We start from the raw sequence: 18,695 nt of genomic DNA on the forward strand, positions 1-18,695 counted from the left end.
GTCCTGAACTAGGTAAACAGGCGAAAAAACCGGGGCCATAGCATAGCGGCCTCGGCGGTGAAGGTCACGGCGCGCATCATCGCGGCCGGGATCAGTCGCTGAAGGATATCTCCGGCCCCTCGGCGCCCTGGCCACGGATCTGCTCGGCGACCTGGCGCGCCATGTCGCGGAACGTGGCAGTCACCTCGCCTTCCGGCTCGGCCACCACGGTGGGCCGCCCGCCATCTACCTGCTCGCGGATCGACAGGGTCAGCGGCAGACGACCGAGCACCTGGGTCTCGTACTCCTTGGCGATGCGCTCACCTCCACCCTCGCCGAAGATTGGCTCGCTGTGGCCACAGTTGGAACAGATGTGCAGGCTCATGTTCTCCACGACCCCAAGCACCGGCACATTGACCTTACGGAACATCTCGATGCCCTTGCGCGCATCCAACAGGGCGATGTCCTGGGGCGTAGTGACGATCACCGCGCCATCCACCGGTACCTTCTGGGCCAGGGTCAGCTGGATGTCACCGGTGCCCGGCGGCATGTCGATGAACAGATAGTCCAGATCGTCCCAGACGGTCTGGGTGAGCATCTGCTGGAAGGCGCCGGCAACCATGGGCCCGCGCCAGACCATGGGCTCGCGGATGTCGACCAGAAAGGCCATGGACATGGCCTGGATGCCGTGAGCCTCGAGTGGCTTGAAAAGATTCTCGCCCGCAGACTGGGGACGCACGCCCTCGCCCACTCCCAGCATCTGGGCCTGGCTGGGACCATAGATGTCGGCATCCAGGATGCCCACTCGATAGCCTTCAACAGCCATTGCCAGTGCCAGGTTGACGGTCACGGTGGACTTTCCCACCCCGCCCTTGCCGGATGCCACGGCGACGATATGCTTGACCCCTTCGATCACGTCTCGCTCCTTATGCAGTTGGGGTTGCCACGCAAGCGGCATGAACGACCAGTATACCCGGCGGGTCGCCCTGCCATGCAATGCCTGCCAACGCACGACGGCGAGCCAATGGCTCGCCGTCGTGGCTGATGGACCGCCCCGTGAGGGTCAGTCGGTATTGCCGTCTTCCAGGACATCGGCCTGTTGCTGCAAGGCACCATTACCCTCTTGCTGGGCATCGGCCTCCTGCTGTGCAGCTCCGCCATCATCCTCTTGCTGGGCATCGGCTTTCTGCTGGCCGGCAGCGCCATTGCCATCTTGCTGAGCACTGGCTTCCTGCTGTGCAGCTCCGCCATTATCTTCTTGCTGAGCACTGGCTTCCTGCTGTGCAGCTCCGCCATTATCCTCTTGCTGGGCATCGGCTTCCTGCTGGCCAGCAGCGTTGTTACCCTGATCGGCCTGCACGCTGCCCTCAAGACGGGATAGCTCATTGCGCCAGGTCTCGAGCTGACTTTCCAGGCGCTCGAGCTGAGACTGGCGGGACTCGATCTGAGACTCGATCTCGGCAACTTCGTCACGGCCTAACTGGATGGCCAGTTCGAGGTCCTTGAACGTCTCGCGAGCCTTAACGAGTTCTGATCTGGCGTCTTCCAGTTCCCCCCGAGTCGCCTCCAGCGCCTCGCTTGCCTCGTTACGGCTGGCCTCGAGTTCGCTGATCTCCTGCTGGAGGGCATCACGCTCCTCCTGCATGGCGGCGATCTCGTCGTTGACCCCGGCCAGGTTCTCCTCGGCCGCGGCGATTTCTTCCTGCAGCCCCTCGAGCTCGGCACGGGCTTCGTCGCGGGCAGCGATCGCCTCGCTACGCTTCTGCTCGGCCTCTTGGCGAGCCGCCTCGGCTTGCTGGCGTTCCTCCTCGGCGGCCTGGCGAGCCTCCTCGGCTTCTTGTCGCGAAGCTTGAGCCGCGTCACGAGCCTCGGCAGCCTGCTGACGCTCCTCTTGAGTCGTCGCGAGGGCCTCCTCGGCGGCTTCGAGTTGATTCTGGCGAGCTTCCAAGTCAGCCTGAGTTGCCTCTACGGAGGCCTGGGCCTCCTCGAGCTCGGTGCGGGCCGTGGCAGTCTCGTCCTGAACGCGCTGCAGCTCGGCCTCGGCGGACTGCAGTTGCGACTCGAGTTCGCTGCGCTGCTCTGCGAGCTCATCGACATTGCCGGCCGTGTTGCGCAATTCCTGGACGCGCTCGGTCAAGGATGCATTCTCGGCCTGGACACTCTCATTCTCGGCCTGGACATTCTCGAGTTCAGCCTGCGTGTTCTCGAATTGCGCCTGCAACGAATCGCGGGCCTCGTTGCTGGAACTGACGCTCGACTGGGCAACCAGGGCCCAGATGATGGCAACAACCGCCACGGCCGCCAGGCCCTTGACGCGGTTATCCTTGAACAGCTCACTCATCGACGTATCCGCCATCGATGTATCCCCCTGCGTGGTTGGATGTCACCGGCCAACTATGGCCAGCCTTCGTCGTCACGACTTTCAGCATACACGTCCGGTGAGACGTCGCCACCCGAACATCGACCTCTCAGTCAACGTCAGGTCTCGACCTTGCCACGCAACGCCTTGTGCCGACCGCGCTTCTTCTTACTGTCCAGCCGACGCTGCTTGGCGCCTTTGCTGGGACGAGTAGCTACGCGCTTCTTCGGAGCATACATCACACTCTTGATCAACGCCTTGAGCCGCGCAAGGGCCTCGGCGCGATTACGCTCCTGAGTACGATGACTCTGGGCCTTGATGATCACCACCCCATCGCGGGTAATGCGCTGGTCACCCAGCGCCAGAAGCTTCTCCTTGAAGCCTTCGGGCAGGCTGGAAGCCTGAATATCGAAACGCAGGTGAATGGCGCTGGCAACCTTGTTGACGTTCTGACCACCAGCCCCCTGAGAGCGCACAGCCTGCATCTCGATCTCATGATCGGGAATGCTCACCTGGCGAGAAAGTTCCAGCATGCATGGGCCTATCGAGATAAAGGGTGAATGGTGAGTGGTGAACGAGCCTTAGTATGCCAGCCAGATTCGATGTTTGGCGCCCTTGCCGGGGCGATGGGCACGCACCGTGACCTCCTCGACGAGCAAACCGATGCGCCGCAACCTCTCGGTAAATGCCGGGTCCTGACCTGCTGACCAGACCGCCAGCACACCCTCGGTTCGCAGCGCCTGCTGAGCCGCGGCGAGCCCCCGGGGCGAATACAGCCAGTCGTTCTCACGGCGCGTAAGCCCCTCAGGGCCATTGTCCACGTCGAGCATGATGGCGTCGAAGCCGCCGGGCTCGCGGCGCAACAACTCGCCGACGTCACCCAGGCTGACGTGGGTTCGGGGGTCGTCGAGGGGACGACCGGCGGCATCACCGAGCGGACCCTGATTCCATTCGACTACCCCTGGAACCAGCTCGGCGACGACGACCTCGGCGTCCTCGCCGAGCGCCTTCAACGCCGCGGCAAGCGTAAAACCCATCCCCAGTCCGCCGATCAGCACACGCGCTCCGGAACGATCAGCGATTCGCTCACAGGCAAGTTCTGCCAAGGCATCCTCGGAACCGTGCAGGCGGGTATTCATCAGCTCACCGGACTTGCCGGTGATACGGATCGAAAACTCGTCGTTACGCTGCAGCAACCTCAGCTCACCACCCTGCCCGGGAATGCTCGCTGTGCCGATCTCTTCGAATTTTGCCATGGTGTCTCTATGAGGGAGGATAAGAAGTACATCGAGAGTGCCTGCCGGGAAACCGGTCCTCGCCCTCGCGAGAGAACTGGACAGGCTACACGCGCGGGAAATGGCCGAAAGGGGAATATTCGTCGGCACGCCATCTTACGTCCAGGCAGCGGAATATCTATCAATCTCTCCATTTGCCTGGCAAGGCAGGCACTTTGGCTCGAGCCCGCCATCACTCCTGCTTGTGCGCCAGCGCCATCAGGTAGAGGGCGAGGGCCAGGGCCAGCACCGACAGCGCCAGGTAGATGGCATCCAGCGGCGTGTCGAAGCTGATCCCCACCACGGCCCGGAAGAACTCGATGATCACAGCCAGGATGACTACCCGGGCGATCTTGTCCTTGAGCTGGTCGAGGGAGCTAACGTTAAAGGGGTGCTGGGGATTGCGTCCCTCGACCGGTTCGATACGCGAGACGAAAAGCTTGTAGACCCCCAGGCCGAAAATCATCAGCACCAGGGCGATCAGATAGATATCCACAGCGACGATGATATCGGTGACCACGCTCTTGTGGATGTCGGGGCCTCCCACCGCGTAGTGGCGCCAGGTATCGGCCAGTACCGAGAGAATATCCAGGCTGGCGATGATGAACAGCACGAGAGCCCCCAGCAGGGCCGGTACGACGGCCAGGAGAACCATCAAACGAGAACTCCAGAGGAAGGCCTCGAAACGGCGCTCGAGTTGGCTTCTTTGCGTCTTGCGCTCTGGCTGGGAATCCCGATCCATGACGTTCTCCTTGTGTATTCAAGTCCATCGATTAGGGCATCGCGGAAAAGGGAGTTTGACGATATGACGCTCGAAGCGCCTATGATGGCGCAAGTCCTTTCGCACGGCAGCCTCTGATGAAATTACCGCCTATTCCCTCACGACATATGATCTTCACCCTGCTGCCACGCATCATGCTCTTCCTGTGGCGCGTGCTGTGTGCCTTCCTGCGCAACCGCGGCATCCTACTGGCCGGTGGCGTAGGCTACAATATCCTGCTCTCCATCGTGCCGATGTTCGCCCTGCTGGTGGTGCTGCTGGCCGGCGTGGCCGACGAAGCTCACCTGCTCGAGGTGCTCAGCATCCAGGCTCGCCATCTGGCGCCCGCTCACGCCGAGGTCTTGCTCGATGCGGTACGTACCCTGCTCGATTCGCGGGACGTGATCGGCATCCTGGGCTTTCCCGTTCTGCTGCTGTTCAGCTCTTTTGCCTTTCGCATGCTCGAGGACGCCCTGGCAATCATCTTCCATGCTCCGGACACGAACCCCCACGGCCGCAGCGCCTGGGTTTCGGTGCTGCTGCCCTATGCCTTCATGCTGGTCCTGGGGGCGGGGCTGCTGGCACTGACTCTGCTGGTGACCCTGGTCAGCTCGATGAATGCCTTGTGGATGGCTATCTTTGAACGCGAACTGCCGCTGGCCGGCCTTTCCGAGCCGATGCTCAACCTGACCAGCTTCCTCGGTGTCTTCCTGCTGTTCAGCGCCATCTACAAGGTCCTGCCCGTAGTTACGATTGCCCTGCGTCGCGCTCTGGTGGGCGGCTTCATCGCCGCCCTGCTTTGGGAGGGCGTACGCCTGATTCTGGTCTTCTACTTTGCTAACATCTCACTGGTGAACGCGGTATACGGCTCCCTGGCCACCCTAGTGGTCGTGCTGCTGAGCCTGGAGGTCGGCGCCATCATATTGCTGCTCGGTGCGCAGGTCATTGCAGAACTGGAGCGCAATGCCCGCCTGGGTCTAGCCTGGCACGTCGATCCCCGACACCAGGCGGTGACGCATGTCGACTAGCCAGAAAATGGCAGAGGCCATCAGAACGTAGAAAGCCCCGTCGCCTCCATGGCCCGATAGCGCAGGCGTTGCCAGGCTGTGGTGTCGTCGTGGGCCTCAAAGGGCTCGCTGGTGATACGTTGCGGCGTACTTTTCCAGCGACGTTCGAAGAAGGCCGCGGCGTCGAGCAGAGCCGGCGTATCCGCGGGACCGGACAGGCACACGCTGGTCTCCAGGTTCAGGTCATCCAGATTGCGCCGTGTAAAATTGGCGGAGCCGAGAATCATTTCGGCCTCGACCCCGGGCTCGGCGGGCCGGCGAAGCAGCAGCTTGCTATGGCACTGCTCGCCACGGCTGACACACCAACGCACCCTGATGCCGGCCTCATGGAGTTCGCGCGCCACGGGGCGGTTGGGAATCCCACCCTTCTCCAGCCCGAAAGCATTCCGATTGGGATCGAGCAATAGGCGGATGGCTACACCGCGGGTATGGGCCGCCACCAGGGCGGCGATCACTTCCCGATGGGCGAGATAGAAGACGGCGATGTCCAGGTGGTCGCCCTCCGCGCTAGCCTGAATGGCGTCCAGCAAGGCATCACGGACCGCGCCTTCGGTCAGCACCTGCAGCCGGACCGGTTCTGGTGACGTCTCCTCGCTTACGGGCGGAGCCGGGCCGGCCAGCTTGACTCCCGACCAGCCCGCCACCGAACGCTCGGAGGCAAGCAGGTCCAGCGCCGCCGCTCCCTCGAAACGCAGCGCCACATTGCCATGCAAGCTGCTAGCATCATGAGGGTTGGCGGAGGTGACCAGGCCTGCCCAGCCATCACCGTGATCCACCACCAGAGTCTTGCGGTGATTGGCATTGAAGTTGAGCAAGGCCAGGTAGCTGCGCAGTGGCACCCGCCCCGGACCGAGGGCATTGGGCAGCCAGCCGCCGTCGCTATCGTTGCCCAGCCAGCGAGGCCCCAGATGCCAGATCCCCGACCAGAGCGGATTGGAGGCCCGCAGCCGATTCAAGTTCGTTATCACCACTTCAACGCCGGCATCGCGCAGGGCCTGAAAATGGTCGACCTCTATTCCACCGTAAAGGGTATTGAGCGGGTCGGTGATCACCACCGCCTCAAGCTCAGGGTATTGCCGCTTCTGAGCGATCAGAGCATCACTGACCTCCGCCGACAGCGGGCGAAACGTCTGGCCATCGGCGGCACCGGCGAAGTCGTTGAAGAGGAACATGTCCAGCACCACCAGGCGCTGAGCCTGACCGATCATCGCGAGCACTTCATCGAAGATCTGACAGCGGGTGTGCCGCTCTCCCGAGGGGGTATACCAGGTCTCGTCGGCGAGAAAGCGAATCTCGTGGGCGTCGCGCTCCGGAAAGGCAACGGAAACGCCGTCGGGCAACGGCTTGTAGCGCTGCCAGGCACCCATCGCGAAACAGGCCACCAGCAGCGCCGTCATGATCCATGTCCACATTCGTCGCTTCTCCCGTCCCAGCTTTTGCATATCGTCCATGATGTCCTATGCCGAGAGCGCCACAACATTGAGGCGACGACAACGGCCAGCATAGCGACCGGCTCTGCAAAAAGCAGTGCACCCGGCCAGAGCCGGATGCACATTGTCTCGATTCGGGAGAGTTCAGCTTTGGCGGCGCAACCGGCGGTAACGTGTGATCAGGCGAACCAGGCCCGCCAGGGCGGCCGTTCCCAGGGCGACGAGCCCGACCGCAACCAGCATTGACGGACTGCCGGTATGGGCATGCACCGAAGGAGCACCGTGTCCCGAGTGAGCCAGGACCATCGTGGTGGGCAACAAGGCAGCGGCCGGAAGTCCGATACAGGCAAGTGACGAAAAACGAGCTTTCATGGGGAGATTCTCCGTATTGTTGGCGATGATGAGTGCGCTCAGGCGGTGGCAGACTTGATTCGCTGCTCTGAAGGCCGGCGATCCGATAACATGCCTCGATCGAGGATGAAACGGATGATCTCCTCGAGGCCGACACCGTCGTAGAGGTTGGTGAAAACGAAGGGACGCTCACCGCGCATCTTCTTAGAGTCGCGTTCCATCACATCGAGCGAGGCATGCACCTGCTCGGCGATGTCGATCTTGTTGATGATCAACAGGTCCGACTTGGTGATGCCGGGTCCACCCTTGCGAGGGATCTTGTCACCGGCGGAGACATCGATCACATAAAGCGTCAGGTCCGAAAGCTCGGGGCTGAAGGTGGCCGAGAGGTTGTCTCCTCCTGACTCGACCAGAACCAGCTCCAGGCCCGGATGGCGTGCCTGTAGATCATCGATGGCGGCGAGGTTCATCGAGGCGTCCTCGCGGATGGCGGTATGCGGGCAGCCGCCGGTCTCCACGCCGAGGATGCGATCGGCCTGGAGGGCCTCGTGCTTGAGCAGGAAGTCGGCATCCTCACGGGTGTAGATATCGTTGGTGACCACGGCGATGTCGTAGTGCTCTCGCAATGCCAAGCACAGTTGCTTGAGCAGGGCCGTCTTGCCGGAGCCCACCGGGCCGCCGACGCCGATACGTAGACAATGGGTCATCTCATTTCTCCTAACTTCTGAACAGCCGCGAATATTGTGTCTCGTGCAAGGCACTGGCGAGAGCCAGACCAGGCAACACAGGTCCCAGTTCGTCATCCTCCAGCATCAGGGCCTCATCCACGGCGGCCACCAATGCCGGGCGCAGCCGTTCCACCAGCCGCTGGGCGGAGGTATGCCCCAACGGCAGTGCCTTGCAGGCGACGGCCAGTTGGTTCTCCAGCCAGGCCCAGGCAAAGCCCAGCAGTGTCTGGCGCCAGGTGACACCACGGGCATGAGCCGTCCAGGCGAAGACCGTCACATAGCCGGCGCCTCGAGGCAGGCTCGGTGCCTCGCTCGAAGCGCTATCGGGCAACAGCTCGAGGCTGCCCAGCAGACGCATCAGCGCGGCACCCAGCCTGGCATCCTCGGCGGCCAGCTCGGCGGTCTCGCGGCAGGCGGCGAGCCAGGCATCCCAGTCGGCGATCGACTCACTGTCGCTCTCGTCCCAGGCCGTCATCAAACGCGCCAGGAGGGGCAGTTCGCAGCGGGTCAGGCCGTCTTCCAGCACGCCTTCCAGCCAGTCGCCGAGACTCGCCTCGTCCGAGACCCAGCCCAGCTCGAAGGCGCTTTCCAGGCCTTGGGAAAAGGCGAAGGCGCCGATGGGCAGCGCCGGGCTGACCAGCTGCATCAGACCCAGCAGGGCCAGGTCATCGCCCTGCTCGTCGCCCTGACCCAGGTTTGCCGGTTCAGTGTGCATGGGAATGTTCATGGTGATGATGGCCGTGACTGTGGTCATGATCGTGCGCGTGGGAATGGCCATGGCCGGGCTGGTGATAGGCGCCGGACTCGGGATCGAAGGGGGCCTCGTGATGCACCAGAGCTGCCCCGAGCAGAGTCGCCAGTTCCTCGAGCACGTGGTCCGGCGGGAAGCGCACATAGCTCCCCTCCTCATCCTCGCCCAGCGCCAGCTGCACATGGCGGTTGCCCAGGTGATAGGCGAGCCGCGCCAGGGGCAAGCCCGCCGCCACGCGGGCGGTGACCACGGGCTCGACAGCGGCCTGTAGCCGCACCACCTCACCGGTCTCGGCTCGTAGCCCCTCGCCGTCGCGCAGAACCGGGCCGCGGTCGAGGAAGAGCCCCAGCTCGCGGCCGCTGTCGCTCTCGGCCTTGAGCCGGCCGCGAATGCGCAGCTCATAGGGTAGAGTGAGGGTGTCATCCGCCTGGCTTGCCTCGATGGGCCCCAAGCGTTCAGTTAGTTTCAACATTGAAAAACCGCTCCTCCAGTATCCCGAGACGAGCCAGCCTTGACGTTGCTCAACGCCACGTGGCCGAAACCCTGGCGCCCCGGACGGACTCCCGCGGTCGGAAAGACGCCACATCCCTGTGCCGGCTTTCCTCGATCTTCATCCCTGAAGATCGACCGCATCGCTTCGTCCGGGTCACCAGCGGCCACGCGAGGTTTCGCACCGACAAGCTGGCTCTCAAGCATGAGATCTCTCCTCGCCATTGCCATCAGAAAAGATGGTAACGCTGGGCGAGCGGCAGCTCGGTGGCCGGCTCGCAGGTGAGCAGTTCGCCGTCGCAGTGCACCTCGTAGGTCTGTGGGTCCACCTTGAGCTCCGGGCAGGCATCGTTGAGCTTCATGTCGGCCTTGCGCACGCCGCGCACGTTGCGGCAGGCGGAGAGTTCGCTGTGAAGTCCCAGCTTCTCCTTGATCCCCGCATCCAGCGCCGCCTGGCTGACGAAGGTCAAACGGGTCTGGCTCGCCGCCCGACCCAGGGCGCCGAACATATAACGATAGTGCACCGGCTGGGGTGTAGGGATCGAAGCGTTGGGATCGCCCATGGGTGCGGCGGCGATCATGCCGCCCTTGATGATCATCGCCGGCTTGGTGCCGAAGAAGGCGGGCTTCCAGAGCACCAGATCGGCCATCTTGCCGACTTCCACCGAGCCCACCTCATGGCCGATGCCGTGGGTGATGGCCTGGTTGATGGAGATCTTGGCGATGTAGCGCTTTGCGCGGAAGTTATCGGCGCCCAAGGCCTCGTCCTCGGGCAGCAGGCCACGCTGGACCTTCATCTTGTGTGCCGTCTGCCAGGTCCTGCAGATCGACTCGCCGACCCGGCCCATGGCCTGGGAATCCGAGGCGATCATCGAGATCACCCCCATGTCGTGGAGGATATCCTCGGCGGCGATGGTCTCGCGGCGAATGCGCGAATCGGCGAAGGCCACGTCCTCGGGAATCTTGGGATCGAGGTGGTGGCACACCATCAACATGTCGAGGTGTTCGTCGATGGTGTTAACGGTATAAGGTCGCGTCGGATTGGTCGAGGACGGCAGCACATAAGGCTTGGAGCAAGCCACCATGATATCCGGTGCGTGGCCGCCCCCGGCGCCCTCGGTGTGATAGGTATGGATGCCGCGCTCCTTGAAGGCGGCGAGCGTATCCTCGACGAAGCCCGATTCGTTGAGCGTATCGGTATGGATCGCTACCTGGACGTCGTACTCGTCGGCCACCGACAGGCAGGTATCGATGGCCGCCGGCGTGGTTCCCCAATCCTCGTGGAGCTTGAGGCCGATGGCGCCGGCCTCGATCTGGAGCCGCCCGGCATCCGGAAGACTCGAATTGCCCTTGCCGTAAAAGCCCATGTTCATGGGCATGTCGTCCACGGCCTGGAGCATCTTGCCGATATGCCACTCACCGGGTGTACAGGTAGTTGCATTGGTGCCGGTGGCCGGCCCGGTTCCACCACCCAGCATAGTGGTGATGCCACTCATCAACGCCTCTTCTACCAGCTGAGGACAGACGAAGTGAATGTGCACATCCAAAGCGCCTGCGGTGAGGATCTTGCCTTCGCCGGCGATGATCTCGGTCCCCGGGCCGATGACGATCTCCACATCCGGCTGGGTATCCGGGTTGCCCGCCTTGCCGATGGCGGCGATGCGCCCGTCCTTGATGCCCACGTCGGCCTTTACGATGCCCCACCAGTCGAGGATCAGGGCATTGGTGATCACGGTATCCATGACGGCGGCATCGACACGCTGGCTCTGACCCATGCCATCGCGGATCACCTTGCCGCCGCCGAATTTCACCTCGTCGCCGTAGTGGGTGTAATCCTTCTCGACCTCGATCCACAGTTCGGTGTCGCCAAGACGCACCCGGTCGCCCACCGTAGGGCCATACATATCGGCATAGGCTTGTCGTGAAATCTTCATTGCGATGCCTCCTCCAGGCTGCCCATCACCTCGCCATGGAAACCATAGATGTGTCGCCTACCGGCATAGGGAATCAGCGTCACCTCCCGCGACTGACCGGGCTCGAAGCGGATCGCCGTGCCGGCGGCCACGTCAAGACGATGGCCACGAGCCTTGTCGCGATCGAAGGTCAGCGCCGGGTTGGTCTCGGCGAAGTGGTAGTGAGAACCGACCTGGATCGGCCGATCGCCGGTATTGGCGACCTCAATGGTGATCCGCTCGCGCCCCGCGCAGAGTTCGATATCACCATCCTTGAGTTTGTATTCACCGGGAATCATTGGCGATCAGTCACTCGCCTGACGACAGTTACGCTGGCATGAACCGAGTTCGACAATCGGGTCGTGGACGGTGACGAGTTTCGTGCCGTCCGGGAAGGTCGCCTCGACCTGGACGTCCTCGACCATCTCGGCCACGCCCTCCATGACGTCGTCGCGGGTCAGGATCTCGCGGCCATAGCTCATCAGGTCGGCCACGGATCGCCCATCGCGGGCTCCCTCGAGGATCTCGAAGCTGATCAGGGCCACTGCCTCGGGATCAGTCCGAGCTTGAGGCCACGCGGCGCGCAGCTGGCGCTCGGCCAGCTAGCGCCGCACGGAGAAGAGCAGCAGCTTGTCTTTCGTCTGCTTGGGGTCTCAGTTCCAGGTGGCACGGCGAGTCTGCCTCGCCAGGAGGAGTGCTTCACAGCGATACTGGCATGCTGCGCATTGGATTCAGGTCTGAGCCAGATGCGCGGCGTATGGCCCGGCAGGCCGATCAGCCAGGGCCTCAACACTCGCCAGGCCGCCTCGCAGAGATCCCAGGCCTCGTTGCGGGAATCCCCGAGGTAACGCAGCAGCAGGACGCCATGGCGATGCGTTACTGCCCAGCGGGTACTGGCGGTAAGGGTATCGCGCAGCGCCTCGATGGCGGCCGGCTCATCCTCGAAGCCCACAGCCCAGAGGGTGGCCTGGACGGTTGCACCGCCCTGCCCCCAGCGACCTTGGAAGCGGGGATGCGCCGGGTCGAGTGCCTGGCGTTCCAGCCACAGCGGCCGGCCGTCGAGGGTCAGGCGGAAGCGCTGCTCGATGCGGCCGCTGGCATAGGGCAGCGAGCTGGCGGGTCGTCCCAGCGCCATCACCTCCCAGCCCAGGCAACGCGCCCTGCCAGCGAGCTGAATGTGAGTACCCTGCCCCCCTCTCGAGCCATCGAAGGCGATCGTTTCCTGGGGCAACCACTCGAGCACACCGCCATCGGCAACCTGCAGCTCGGTCTGCTGTTGCCAAGCCACCCCGTGACTATCCGCCTTGTAGAGCTTGTTGGCCGCCGGCGTGGTCAGCAGGGCATGGGCGCCAGCCTTGACACGGGCCGAGATAGACAAGGCATCGCCGCTGACCAGACCGCCGGGGGGGTGCAGGAGATAGGCATGACAGGCACCCTCCGGCCCTTCTGGATGAAAGGTCCGCTGGACGCGAAGCGGACCTCGATGCCGTGAGTGGACCATTCGGGTCACGCCATCACGCGCCTCGAAACCCAGCGAAAGGGTCGCCGCCCAATGCCGCTGGGCATCGAAACGATGTCCTGAGAGCTCGGGTAGCGTCGTCTCGAAGGCCGTCATACCGTCAGGTGCTCCTTGATCAGGGAATCGCTCAAGGCGTCGATCTTTCCACCGGCCACCGGCGAACCCCGGTCCATGATCACGAAGCGGTCGGCGAACTTGCGGGCGAAAGGCAGTTTTTGCTCCACCAGCAGCACCGTCAGGCCGTCCTCGCGAATCAAGCGGCGAATCACCTCGCCAATCTGGGTGACGATATTGGGCTGGATGCCCTCACCCGGCTCATCGAGAATCAGCAGCCGCGGTTCGATCACCAGGGCTCGACCGATGGCCAGTTGCTGCTGCTGGCCGCCGGACAGATCCCCGCCGCGACGGTGCTTCATCTCCTGGAGGACCGGAAAGAGCTCATGGATGCGTTCGGGAATCCGCTTCACACCGTCTCCCCTGGCGGCGAGCCCCGTTCTGAGGTTTTCCTCCACGGTCAGCAGCGGAAAGATCTGCCGCCCCTGGGGCACATAACCGATGCCCAGCCGCGGGCGATCCTCGATGGGCCGGCGGGTGAGTTCGATATCGCTGCGATAGCGGATACTCCCCGAGGAAACCGCCACCTCGCCCATAATGGCCTTCATCAAAGTGGTCTTGCCCACCCCGTTGCGACCCATTACGCAGGTGCACTCGCCTTCCGGCACCTCGAGTTCCAGATCCCAGAGGGTATGGCTCTGGCCGTATGACTGGTTGAGCGTGTCGATGCTCAGCATCAGGCGGCCTCCTCGTCCGGGTCGGCGCCCAGGTAGACCTCGATGACTCTGGGGTCGTTGGATACCTGGTCCATGCTGCCCTCGGCCAGCACACTGCCCTGATGCAGCACCGTCACGGTTCGCGCGATGGAGCGCACGAAACCCATGTCATGTTCTACCACCACCACCGACTGCTTGCCCTTGCCGGCAAGGCCGGTGAGCAACTCCGCCGTACGCTCCATCTCCTGCTCGGTCATGCCGGCCACCGGCTCGTCCACCAATAGCAGACGTGGCCGTTGCATCAGCAGCATGCCGATCTCCAGCCACTGTTTCTGGCCATGGGAAAGAATGCCCGCGGGTCCGTCACGCAATTCGATAAGGCCGATGGTATCGAGCACCTCCTCGATGCGATCGCGGATCTCGCCGCTCATGCGTGCCGTGAGCGTCGGCAGGATGCGCTTGTCGGCGGCCATGGCCAGCTCGAGGTTCTCGAAGACGCTCAACGCCTCGAAGACGGTGGGTTTCTGGAACTTGCGACCGATACCCAGGCTGGCGATCTCCGGCTCGTTCATGGTCAGCAGGTTGTGGCGGCTGCCGAACCACACCGAACCGGTATCCGGGCGTGTCTTGCCGGTGATGATATCCATCATGGTGGTCTTGCCGGCGCCGTTGGGCCCGATGATGCAACGCAGTTCGCCATCGTCGATGGTCAGGTTGAGATCATCGATGGCCTTGAAGCCATCGAAGGTCACGGTCACGTCCTGCAGATAGAGGATCGGGCCGTGGCGCACATCCACCGGCGAGGTGGCGGGCACCAGGAAATCGAAGACGCGATCACGATCGGCCAGGGAGCTGATAAAACTCATGACGTTGCCTCCTGGGGTGTCGAGGAATCATCCGACTGCTGCGCTTTACGCTTGAGACGATAGGACAAGAGGCCGGCGACACCCTTGGGCAGGAAGACCGTGACCAGCACGAACATGCCGCCCAGGGCGAACAGCCAGGCATCCGGCATCGCGCCGGTGAAGACCGTCTTGGCGTAGTTGACCAGCAAGGCCCCGATCACCGCCCCGTAGAGGGTGCCTCGTCCGCCCAGGGCGACCCAGAGCACGATCTCGATGGAGAAGATCGGCGAGAACTCGCTGGGATTGATGATGCCCACCTGGGGCACATAGAGGGCGCCGGCCACCCCGGCGAGCATCGCCGAGACCACGAAGACGAACAGCTGGAAGCGTTCGACGCGATAGCCGAGGAAGCGCGTCCTGGCCTCGGCATCGCGACAGGCGACGCTGACCCGGCCGAGCTTGCTGGTGACGATGGCGCGACACAGCACATAGCCGAGCGCCAGCGCCAGGCCGGTGGCCACGAAGAGCCCCAGGCGAGTGGCATCGGTGCGCAGATCGAAACCCAGCAGTTCGCGGAAGTCGGTCAGGCCATTGTTGCCACCGAAGCCCATCTCGTTGCGGAAGAAGGCCAGCATCAGGGCGAAGGTCATGGCCTGGGTGATGATCGAGAGATAGACCCCGGTGACACGCGAACGGAATGCCAGGAAACCGAACACCAGCGCCAGGGCGCCCGGGGCCAGCATCACCATGAGGAAGGCGAACCAGGGCATGTCGAAGCCGAGCCAGTACCAGGGCAGGCTGTCCCAGTTCAGGAAGACCATGAAGTCGGGCAGGATCGGATCGCCGTAGGTGCCGCGATCGCCGATCTGGCGCATCAGATACATGCCCATGGCATAGCCGCCCAGGGCGAAGAAGGCCCCGTGACCCAGACTGAGGATGCCCAGATAGCCCCAAACCAGATCAACCGCTACAGCCAGCAAGGCATAGCTAAGGTACTTGCCGAGCAGGGTCACGGTGTAGGCCGAGACATGCAGTGGATGCCCCGCAGGAACGGCCAGATGGAGCACCGTCACCAGCGCCAGACAGGCCAGCAACACACCTAGGAAGAGCCGCGTTGCGTTTTCGTTGAAGGGTTGCATTAACCACATAGCGGTCTAGCCCTCCGCCGCACGGCCCTTCTGCGGAAAGAGTCCGCGGGGGCGTTTCTGGATGAAAAGGATGATGAAGACGAGCACGATGATCTTGGCAAGGACCGCCCCGGCCCAGGGCTCGAGCACCTGATTGATAACACCCAGCGACAGACCGGCCACCAGGGTGCCCCAGAGGTTACCCACGCCGCCGAACACCACCACCATGAAGGAGTCGATGATGTAGTTCTGGCCAAGGTTAGGCCCTACGTTGGTGAGCTGGGAGAGTGCCACACCGGCGAGGCCCGCCACCCCCGAGCCCAGGGCGAAGGTCATGATGTCCACCCGAGTCGCGCGGATGCCCATGGAGCGTGCCATGGACCGGTTCTGAGTCACCGCCCGCACCTCAAGGCCGAGGCGGGTGCGACGCATCACCAGCATCAGGCAGGCGAATACCACCAGGGCGAAGCCGAGCACGAAGAGCCGATTCAGGGTCAGCGAAAGCCCCTCATTGATCATCAGCGAACCGCTCATCCAGTCGGGGCTGACCACGGTCCGGTTCTGTGGGGAGATGACCGTGCGCACCAGCTGCTGCAGGATCAGGCTGACGCCGAAGGTCGCCAGCAATGTCTCCAGGGGACGTCCCTTGAGGAACTGAATGACGCTGCGCTCGATGGCAATACCGGCCAGGGCCGCCACCAGGAAGCCCGCCGGGATCGACAACACCAGTGCCAGGCCAGGCTGGCCGGGCAACAGCTGCTGCATGGCCCAGGTAGTGTAGGCACCTAGCATGATCAATTCGCCGTGGGCCATGTTGATCACGCCCATCACGCCGAAGGTGATGGCCAGGCCGATGGCCGCCAGCACCAACACCGAACCCAGCGACAAGCCGAAATAGAGCGTCTCGAGACCACGGTTGATTTTCATCTTCTGCTCGATATCGGCGAGCGCCACCGAGGCGGCATCGGCAACCAGCGGATCATTGCTGCGCGCGGCCGAATTGAGCGCGGCACGTACACGACTGTTCAGACTACCTTCGAGATCGGCGATGGCCTCGATGTCGCCCTGGTTAAGGCGGTGAATCGCCAGGCCCTGCTCGAGCAGGCGGCGCACCTCGGCATCGTCTTCGCCCGCGATCACCTCGCGGAGAGGTTCGACCATGGAAGCATCCACGCTGCCCAGCAGATCGCGGGCCGCCTCGCGCCGGTCGTCGACATCGTCGGTGTAGAGATCGAGCACGGCCAGGGCACTCTGCAGCTGACCACGCAGAGCATTGTTGATCCCGATACCGTTCAACTCGCGGCGCGACATCTCGCCGGCGTCCTCGAAGCTCAGGGCATCGATCACTGGCCAGTTGCGCCCGCGGTTCTCGACCACGATGACGAAGCGCCCGCTGTCCTTGTGGCGCTGTAACTTGCCGCCTAATAGTTCCTCGAGCCAACGACGACTGCGCTCGTCGCCGCTGACTATGATGGCCTCGATGGCCTCGCTCTTGGCGTCATAGGACGCAACGTCCAGGGCCTCCAGTAGTTCCTGACCCGGGTCGGAGTCCTGCTGAGCCTGGGCCGTCGAGACCAGCCCGATCGACAACATCAGCACACAGAGGAGCCACCAACCAGGCAGCAATGAGCGGATCATCCTCATGGGAGAGTCCTGTGAAAGAGTCCTGTGAATTAACCGTTAACTGTTGAGTGGCGTGTCAGGAAGGGCCGGCCTTGCGGCCGGCCCGGGATATTACTGGGCCTCGGCCTCGCTGCCACCGCAGCTGCCCTGGACCACGTTGTAGTTGCCGCATTCCATCGGCTTGCGCCAGTCGCTGATCAGATCCTTGGAACCCTCCAGGTAGTCGGACCAGGCATCGCCGGCCACGGTGGAAGGTGTCTGCCAGACGATGGAAAACTGGCCGTTGTCCTGGATCTCGCCGATCAACACCGGCTTGGTGATGTGGTGGTTGGGCATCATCGCCGCATAGCCGCCGGTCAGGTTGGGCACGGCCACCCCGATGATGGCATCCTTGACCGCGTCAACCTCGGTGGTACCGGCCTTGCGCACCGCCTCAGCCCACATGTTGAAACCGATGTAGTGGGCCTCCATGGGATCGTTGGTCACCGCCATATCGTCGCCGGTGTACTCGATCCAGGCATCGATGAAGTCGTAATTGACATCGGTATCGACACTCATGAAGTAGTTCCAGGCCGCCAGATGGCCGACCAGCGGCGCGGTATCGATGCCGGTCAGCTCCTGCTCACCCACCGAGAAGGCGACGACCGGAATATCGGCGGCGTTGATGCCCTGGTTACCCAGTTCCCGATAGAAGGGCACATTGGCATCGCCGTTGATCGTCGAGACCACCGCTGTCTTCTTGCCCTGGCTGCCAAAGGCCTTGATCTCGGAGACGATGTTCTGCCAGTCCGAATGACCGAAGGGGGTGTAGTTGATCATGATGTCTTCGTCGGTCACGCCATGTGACTTGAGATAGGCATCGAGGATCTTGTTGGTGGTACGCGGATACACATAATCCGTGCCGGCCAGTACCCAACGCTCCACACCGACGTTGTTCATCAGGTAGTTGACGGCGGGAATTGCCTGCTGGTTGGGTGCCGCCCCGGTATAGAAGACGTTCTCGGAGGACTCTTCGCCCTCGTACTGCACCGGGTAGAAGAGCAGGCCGTTGAGCTCTTCGACCACCGGCAGTACCGACTTGCGCGATACCGAGGTCCAGTTGCCGAAGATGACATCGACCTCTTCCTGGGCCAGCAGCTCGCGGGCCTTCTCCGCGAACAGCGGCCAGTCGGAGGCCGGATCCACCACCACCGCTTCCAATTGACGGCCGAGCAGACCACCCTCGGCGTTCTGCTGTTCGATCAGCATCTCGACGGTGTCTTTCAGTACCGTCTCGCTGATCGCCATGGTGCCGGAGAGGGAATGCAGGATGCCCACCTTGATGGGGTCTTCCTGGGCCAGGACAGGCGTGGCAAAGGCCGCGCTCAACAGCGGGACGGCCAGCCAACGGGGAGTACGATAAACGTTTGACGGGAGCATGGGATCTCCTTGCGATCGATGTCGTTGTCGATGAATCCAGCGGGGGAGAACATCGCAAGATGCCTCTCGCTGTTATCGCAAGGGATGTGCCATATCGCAGCGATTTCAGTCTTTTATTCTTTTATTCAGACAATTAGATCATGACCTCCGAGAGAGCGAATCCACCGGAAGGCAATATCCTGGTGCAAGAAGCTCGATGCTCTGCCCCAGAATGGTCTCCGCCTCTGATACAGCGCACCGTCGTGAAGCAGG

At 62.9% G+C, this 18,695-nt stretch carries 18 protein-coding genes and 1 pseudogene; 1 reads left to right on the forward strand and 18 read right to left on the reverse strand.

Annotated features, from left to right (window positions below):
• Window positions 1-91: 91 nt before the first annotated feature.
• From apbC to U5L98_RS10735, 5 genes are all read right to left on the reverse strand, one after another.
• The gene (apbC, locus tag U5L98_RS10715) at window positions 92-892 is read right to left on the reverse strand and encodes an iron-sulfur cluster carrier protein ApbC (RefSeq protein WP_416208257.1); all 801 of its coding nucleotides are present in this window, start codon (window positions 890-892) and stop codon (window positions 92-94) included.
• Window positions 893-1,042: 150 nt separating this feature from the next.
• A complete protein-coding gene (locus U5L98_RS10720; RefSeq protein WP_322558298.1) occupies window positions 1,043-2,320 on the reverse strand; it encodes a hypothetical protein in 1,278 nt (425 codons plus the stop codon).
• A 137-nt stretch (window positions 2,321-2,457) separates the two neighbouring features.
• Entirely contained in the window at window positions 2,458-2,871 is a 414-nt protein-coding gene (arfB, locus tag U5L98_RS10725) for an alternative ribosome rescue aminoacyl-tRNA hydrolase ArfB (RefSeq protein ID WP_322558299.1), read from the reverse strand.
• 48 nt (window positions 2,872-2,919) lie between these two features.
• Window positions 2,920-3,594 (reverse strand): hypothetical protein, encoded by a 675-nt coding sequence (locus tag U5L98_RS10730; RefSeq protein WP_322558300.1) that lies wholly within the window; start codon window positions 3,592-3,594, stop codon window positions 2,920-2,922.
• A 211-nt stretch (window positions 3,595-3,805) separates the two neighbouring features.
• Window positions 3,806-4,354 carry a YqhA family protein gene (locus U5L98_RS10735; RefSeq protein WP_322558301.1) on the reverse strand — a complete coding sequence of 183 codons (549 nt, stop codon included), beginning with the start codon at window positions 4,352-4,354 and terminating at the stop codon, window positions 3,806-3,808.
• 116 nt (window positions 4,355-4,470) lie between these two features.
• Between U5L98_RS10735 and U5L98_RS10740 the strand changes: the two genes are divergently transcribed.
• Entirely contained in the window at window positions 4,471-5,400 is a 930-nt protein-coding gene (locus tag U5L98_RS10740) for a YihY/virulence factor BrkB family protein (protein WP_322558302.1), read from the forward strand.
• 20 nt (window positions 5,401-5,420) lie between these two features.
• On the opposite strand, the gene U5L98_RS10745 is transcribed toward U5L98_RS10740, so the two are convergent.
• The 13 genes and pseudogenes from U5L98_RS10745 to urtA all read right to left on the reverse strand — a co-directional run bounded on the left by U5L98_RS10745 (window position 5,421) and on the right by urtA (window position 18,443).
• Window positions 5,421-6,851 carry a phospholipase D family protein gene (locus tag U5L98_RS10745; RefSeq protein ID WP_322558303.1) on the reverse strand — a complete coding sequence of 477 codons (1,431 nt, stop codon included), beginning with the start codon at window positions 6,849-6,851 and terminating at the stop codon, window positions 5,421-5,423.
• Window positions 6,852-7,279: 428 nt separating this feature from the next.
• Entirely contained in the window at window positions 7,280-7,927 is a 648-nt protein-coding gene (gene ureG, locus U5L98_RS10750; protein ID WP_322558304.1) for an urease accessory protein UreG, read from the reverse strand.
• A 10-nt stretch (window positions 7,928-7,937) separates the two neighbouring features.
• Window positions 7,938-8,663 carry an urease accessory protein UreF gene (locus U5L98_RS10755; RefSeq protein ID WP_322558944.1) on the reverse strand — a complete coding sequence of 242 codons (726 nt, stop codon included), beginning with the start codon at window positions 8,661-8,663 and terminating at the stop codon, window positions 7,938-7,940.
• A complete protein-coding gene (ureE, locus tag U5L98_RS10760; RefSeq protein ID WP_322558305.1) occupies window positions 8,653-9,171 on the reverse strand; it encodes an urease accessory protein UreE in 519 nt (172 codons plus the stop codon). Before ureE ends, U5L98_RS10755 begins: the two co-directional genes overlap by 11 nt.
• Window positions 9,172-9,418: 247 nt before the next feature.
• Window positions 9,419-11,122, reverse strand: a complete 1,704-nt coding sequence (gene ureC / locus U5L98_RS10765) for an urease subunit alpha (protein ID WP_322558306.1) — start codon at window positions 11,120-11,122, stop codon at window positions 9,419-9,421.
• On the reverse strand, window positions 11,119-11,439 hold the full coding sequence (locus U5L98_RS10770) for an urease subunit beta (protein WP_322558307.1): 321 nt from the start codon (window positions 11,437-11,439) through the stop codon (window positions 11,119-11,121). The genes ureC and U5L98_RS10770 overlap by 4 nt, the downstream gene beginning before the upstream one ends.
• 6 nt (window positions 11,440-11,445) lie before the next feature.
• The gene (gene ureA / locus U5L98_RS10775) at window positions 11,446-11,742 is read right to left on the reverse strand and encodes an urease subunit gamma (RefSeq protein WP_322558945.1); all 297 of its coding nucleotides are present in this window, start codon (window positions 11,740-11,742) and stop codon (window positions 11,446-11,448) included.
• Window positions 11,743-11,879: 137 nt separating this feature from the next.
• A pseudogene (locus U5L98_RS10780) lies at window positions 11,880-12,755 on the reverse strand (urease accessory protein UreD); the annotation flags it as partial.
• The gene (urtE, locus tag U5L98_RS10785) at window positions 12,752-13,450 is read right to left on the reverse strand and encodes an urea ABC transporter ATP-binding subunit UrtE (protein ID WP_322558308.1); all 699 of its coding nucleotides are present in this window, start codon (window positions 13,448-13,450) and stop codon (window positions 12,752-12,754) included. The gene urtE and the pseudogene U5L98_RS10780, both read right to left, overlap by 4 nt.
• On the reverse strand, window positions 13,450-14,295 hold the full coding sequence (gene urtD, locus U5L98_RS10790) for an urea ABC transporter ATP-binding protein UrtD (RefSeq protein ID WP_322558309.1): 846 nt from the start codon (window positions 14,293-14,295) through the stop codon (window positions 13,450-13,452). The genes urtE and urtD overlap by 1 nt, the downstream gene beginning before the upstream one ends.
• Window positions 14,292-15,422, reverse strand: coding sequence for an urea ABC transporter permease subunit UrtC (gene urtC, locus U5L98_RS10795; protein ID WP_322558310.1), 1,131 nt, complete (start codon window positions 15,420-15,422; stop codon window positions 14,292-14,294). Before urtC ends, urtD begins: the two co-directional genes overlap by 4 nt.
• A 6-nt stretch (window positions 15,423-15,428) precedes the next feature.
• Complete coding sequence (gene urtB, locus U5L98_RS10800) at window positions 15,429-17,045, reverse strand: urea ABC transporter permease subunit UrtB (RefSeq protein WP_322558311.1); 1,617 nt, start codon at window positions 17,043-17,045, stop codon at window positions 15,429-15,431.
• 90 nt (window positions 17,046-17,135) lie between these two features.
• A complete protein-coding gene (urtA, locus tag U5L98_RS10805) occupies window positions 17,136-18,443 on the reverse strand; it encodes an urea ABC transporter substrate-binding protein (RefSeq protein ID WP_322558312.1) in 1,308 nt (435 codons plus the stop codon).
• Window positions 18,444-18,695 lie beyond the last annotated feature (252 nt).

It is taken from the genome of Halomonas sp., from assembly GCF_034520545.1.
GTDB lineage: Bacteria > Pseudomonadota > Gammaproteobacteria > Pseudomonadales > Halomonadaceae > Halomonas.

Coding starts and splice junctions, on each gene's coding strand:
- U5L98_RS10720 (WP_322558298.1), bottom strand. CDS start 2,320: ATGAGTGAGCTGTTCAAGGATAACCGCGTCAAGGGCCTGGCGGCCGTG.
- arfB (WP_322558299.1), bottom strand. CDS start 2,871: ATGCTGGAACTTTCTCGCCAGGTGAGCATTCCCGATCATGAGATCGAG.
- U5L98_RS10730 (WP_322558300.1), bottom strand. CDS start 3,594: ATGGCAAAATTCGAAGAGATCGGCACAGCGAGCATTCCCGGGCAGGGT.
- U5L98_RS10735 (WP_322558301.1), bottom strand. CDS start 4,354: ATGGATCGGGATTCCCAGCCAGAGCGCAAGACGCAAAGAAGCCAACTC.
- U5L98_RS10740 (WP_322558302.1), top strand. CDS start 4,471: ATGAAATTACCGCCTATTCCCTCACGACATATGATCTTCACCCTGCTG.
- U5L98_RS10745 (WP_322558303.1), bottom strand. CDS start 6,851: ATGTGGACATGGATCATGACGGCGCTGCTGGTGGCCTGTTTCGCGATG.
- ureG (WP_322558304.1), bottom strand. CDS start 7,927: ATGACCCATTGTCTACGTATCGGCGTCGGCGGCCCGGTGGGCTCCGGC.
- U5L98_RS10755 (WP_322558944.1), bottom strand. CDS start 8,663: ATGCACACTGAACCGGCAAACCTGGGTCAGGGCGACGAGCAGGGCGAT.
- ureE (WP_322558305.1), bottom strand. CDS start 9,171: ATGTTGAAACTAACTGAACGCTTGGGGCCCATCGAGGCAAGCCAGGCG.
- ureC (WP_322558306.1), bottom strand. CDS start 11,122: ATGAAGATTTCACGACAAGCCTATGCCGATATGTATGGCCCTACGGTG.
- U5L98_RS10770 (WP_322558307.1), bottom strand. CDS start 11,439: ATGATTCCCGGTGAATACAAACTCAAGGATGGTGATATCGAACTCTGC.
- urtE (WP_322558308.1), bottom strand. CDS start 13,450: ATGCTGAGCATCGACACGCTCAACCAGTCATACGGCCAGAGCCATACC.
- urtD (WP_322558309.1), bottom strand. CDS start 14,295: ATGAGTTTTATCAGCTCCCTGGCCGATCGTGATCGCGTCTTCGATTTC.
- urtC (WP_322558310.1), bottom strand. CDS start 15,422: ATGTGGTTAATGCAACCCTTCAACGAAAACGCAACGCGGCTCTTCCTA.
- urtB (WP_322558311.1), bottom strand. CDS start 17,045: ATGAGGATGATCCGCTCATTGCTGCCTGGTTGGTGGCTCCTCTGTGTG.
- urtA (WP_322558312.1), bottom strand. CDS start 18,443: ATGCTCCCGTCAAACGTTTATCGTACTCCCCGTTGGCTGGCCGTCCCG.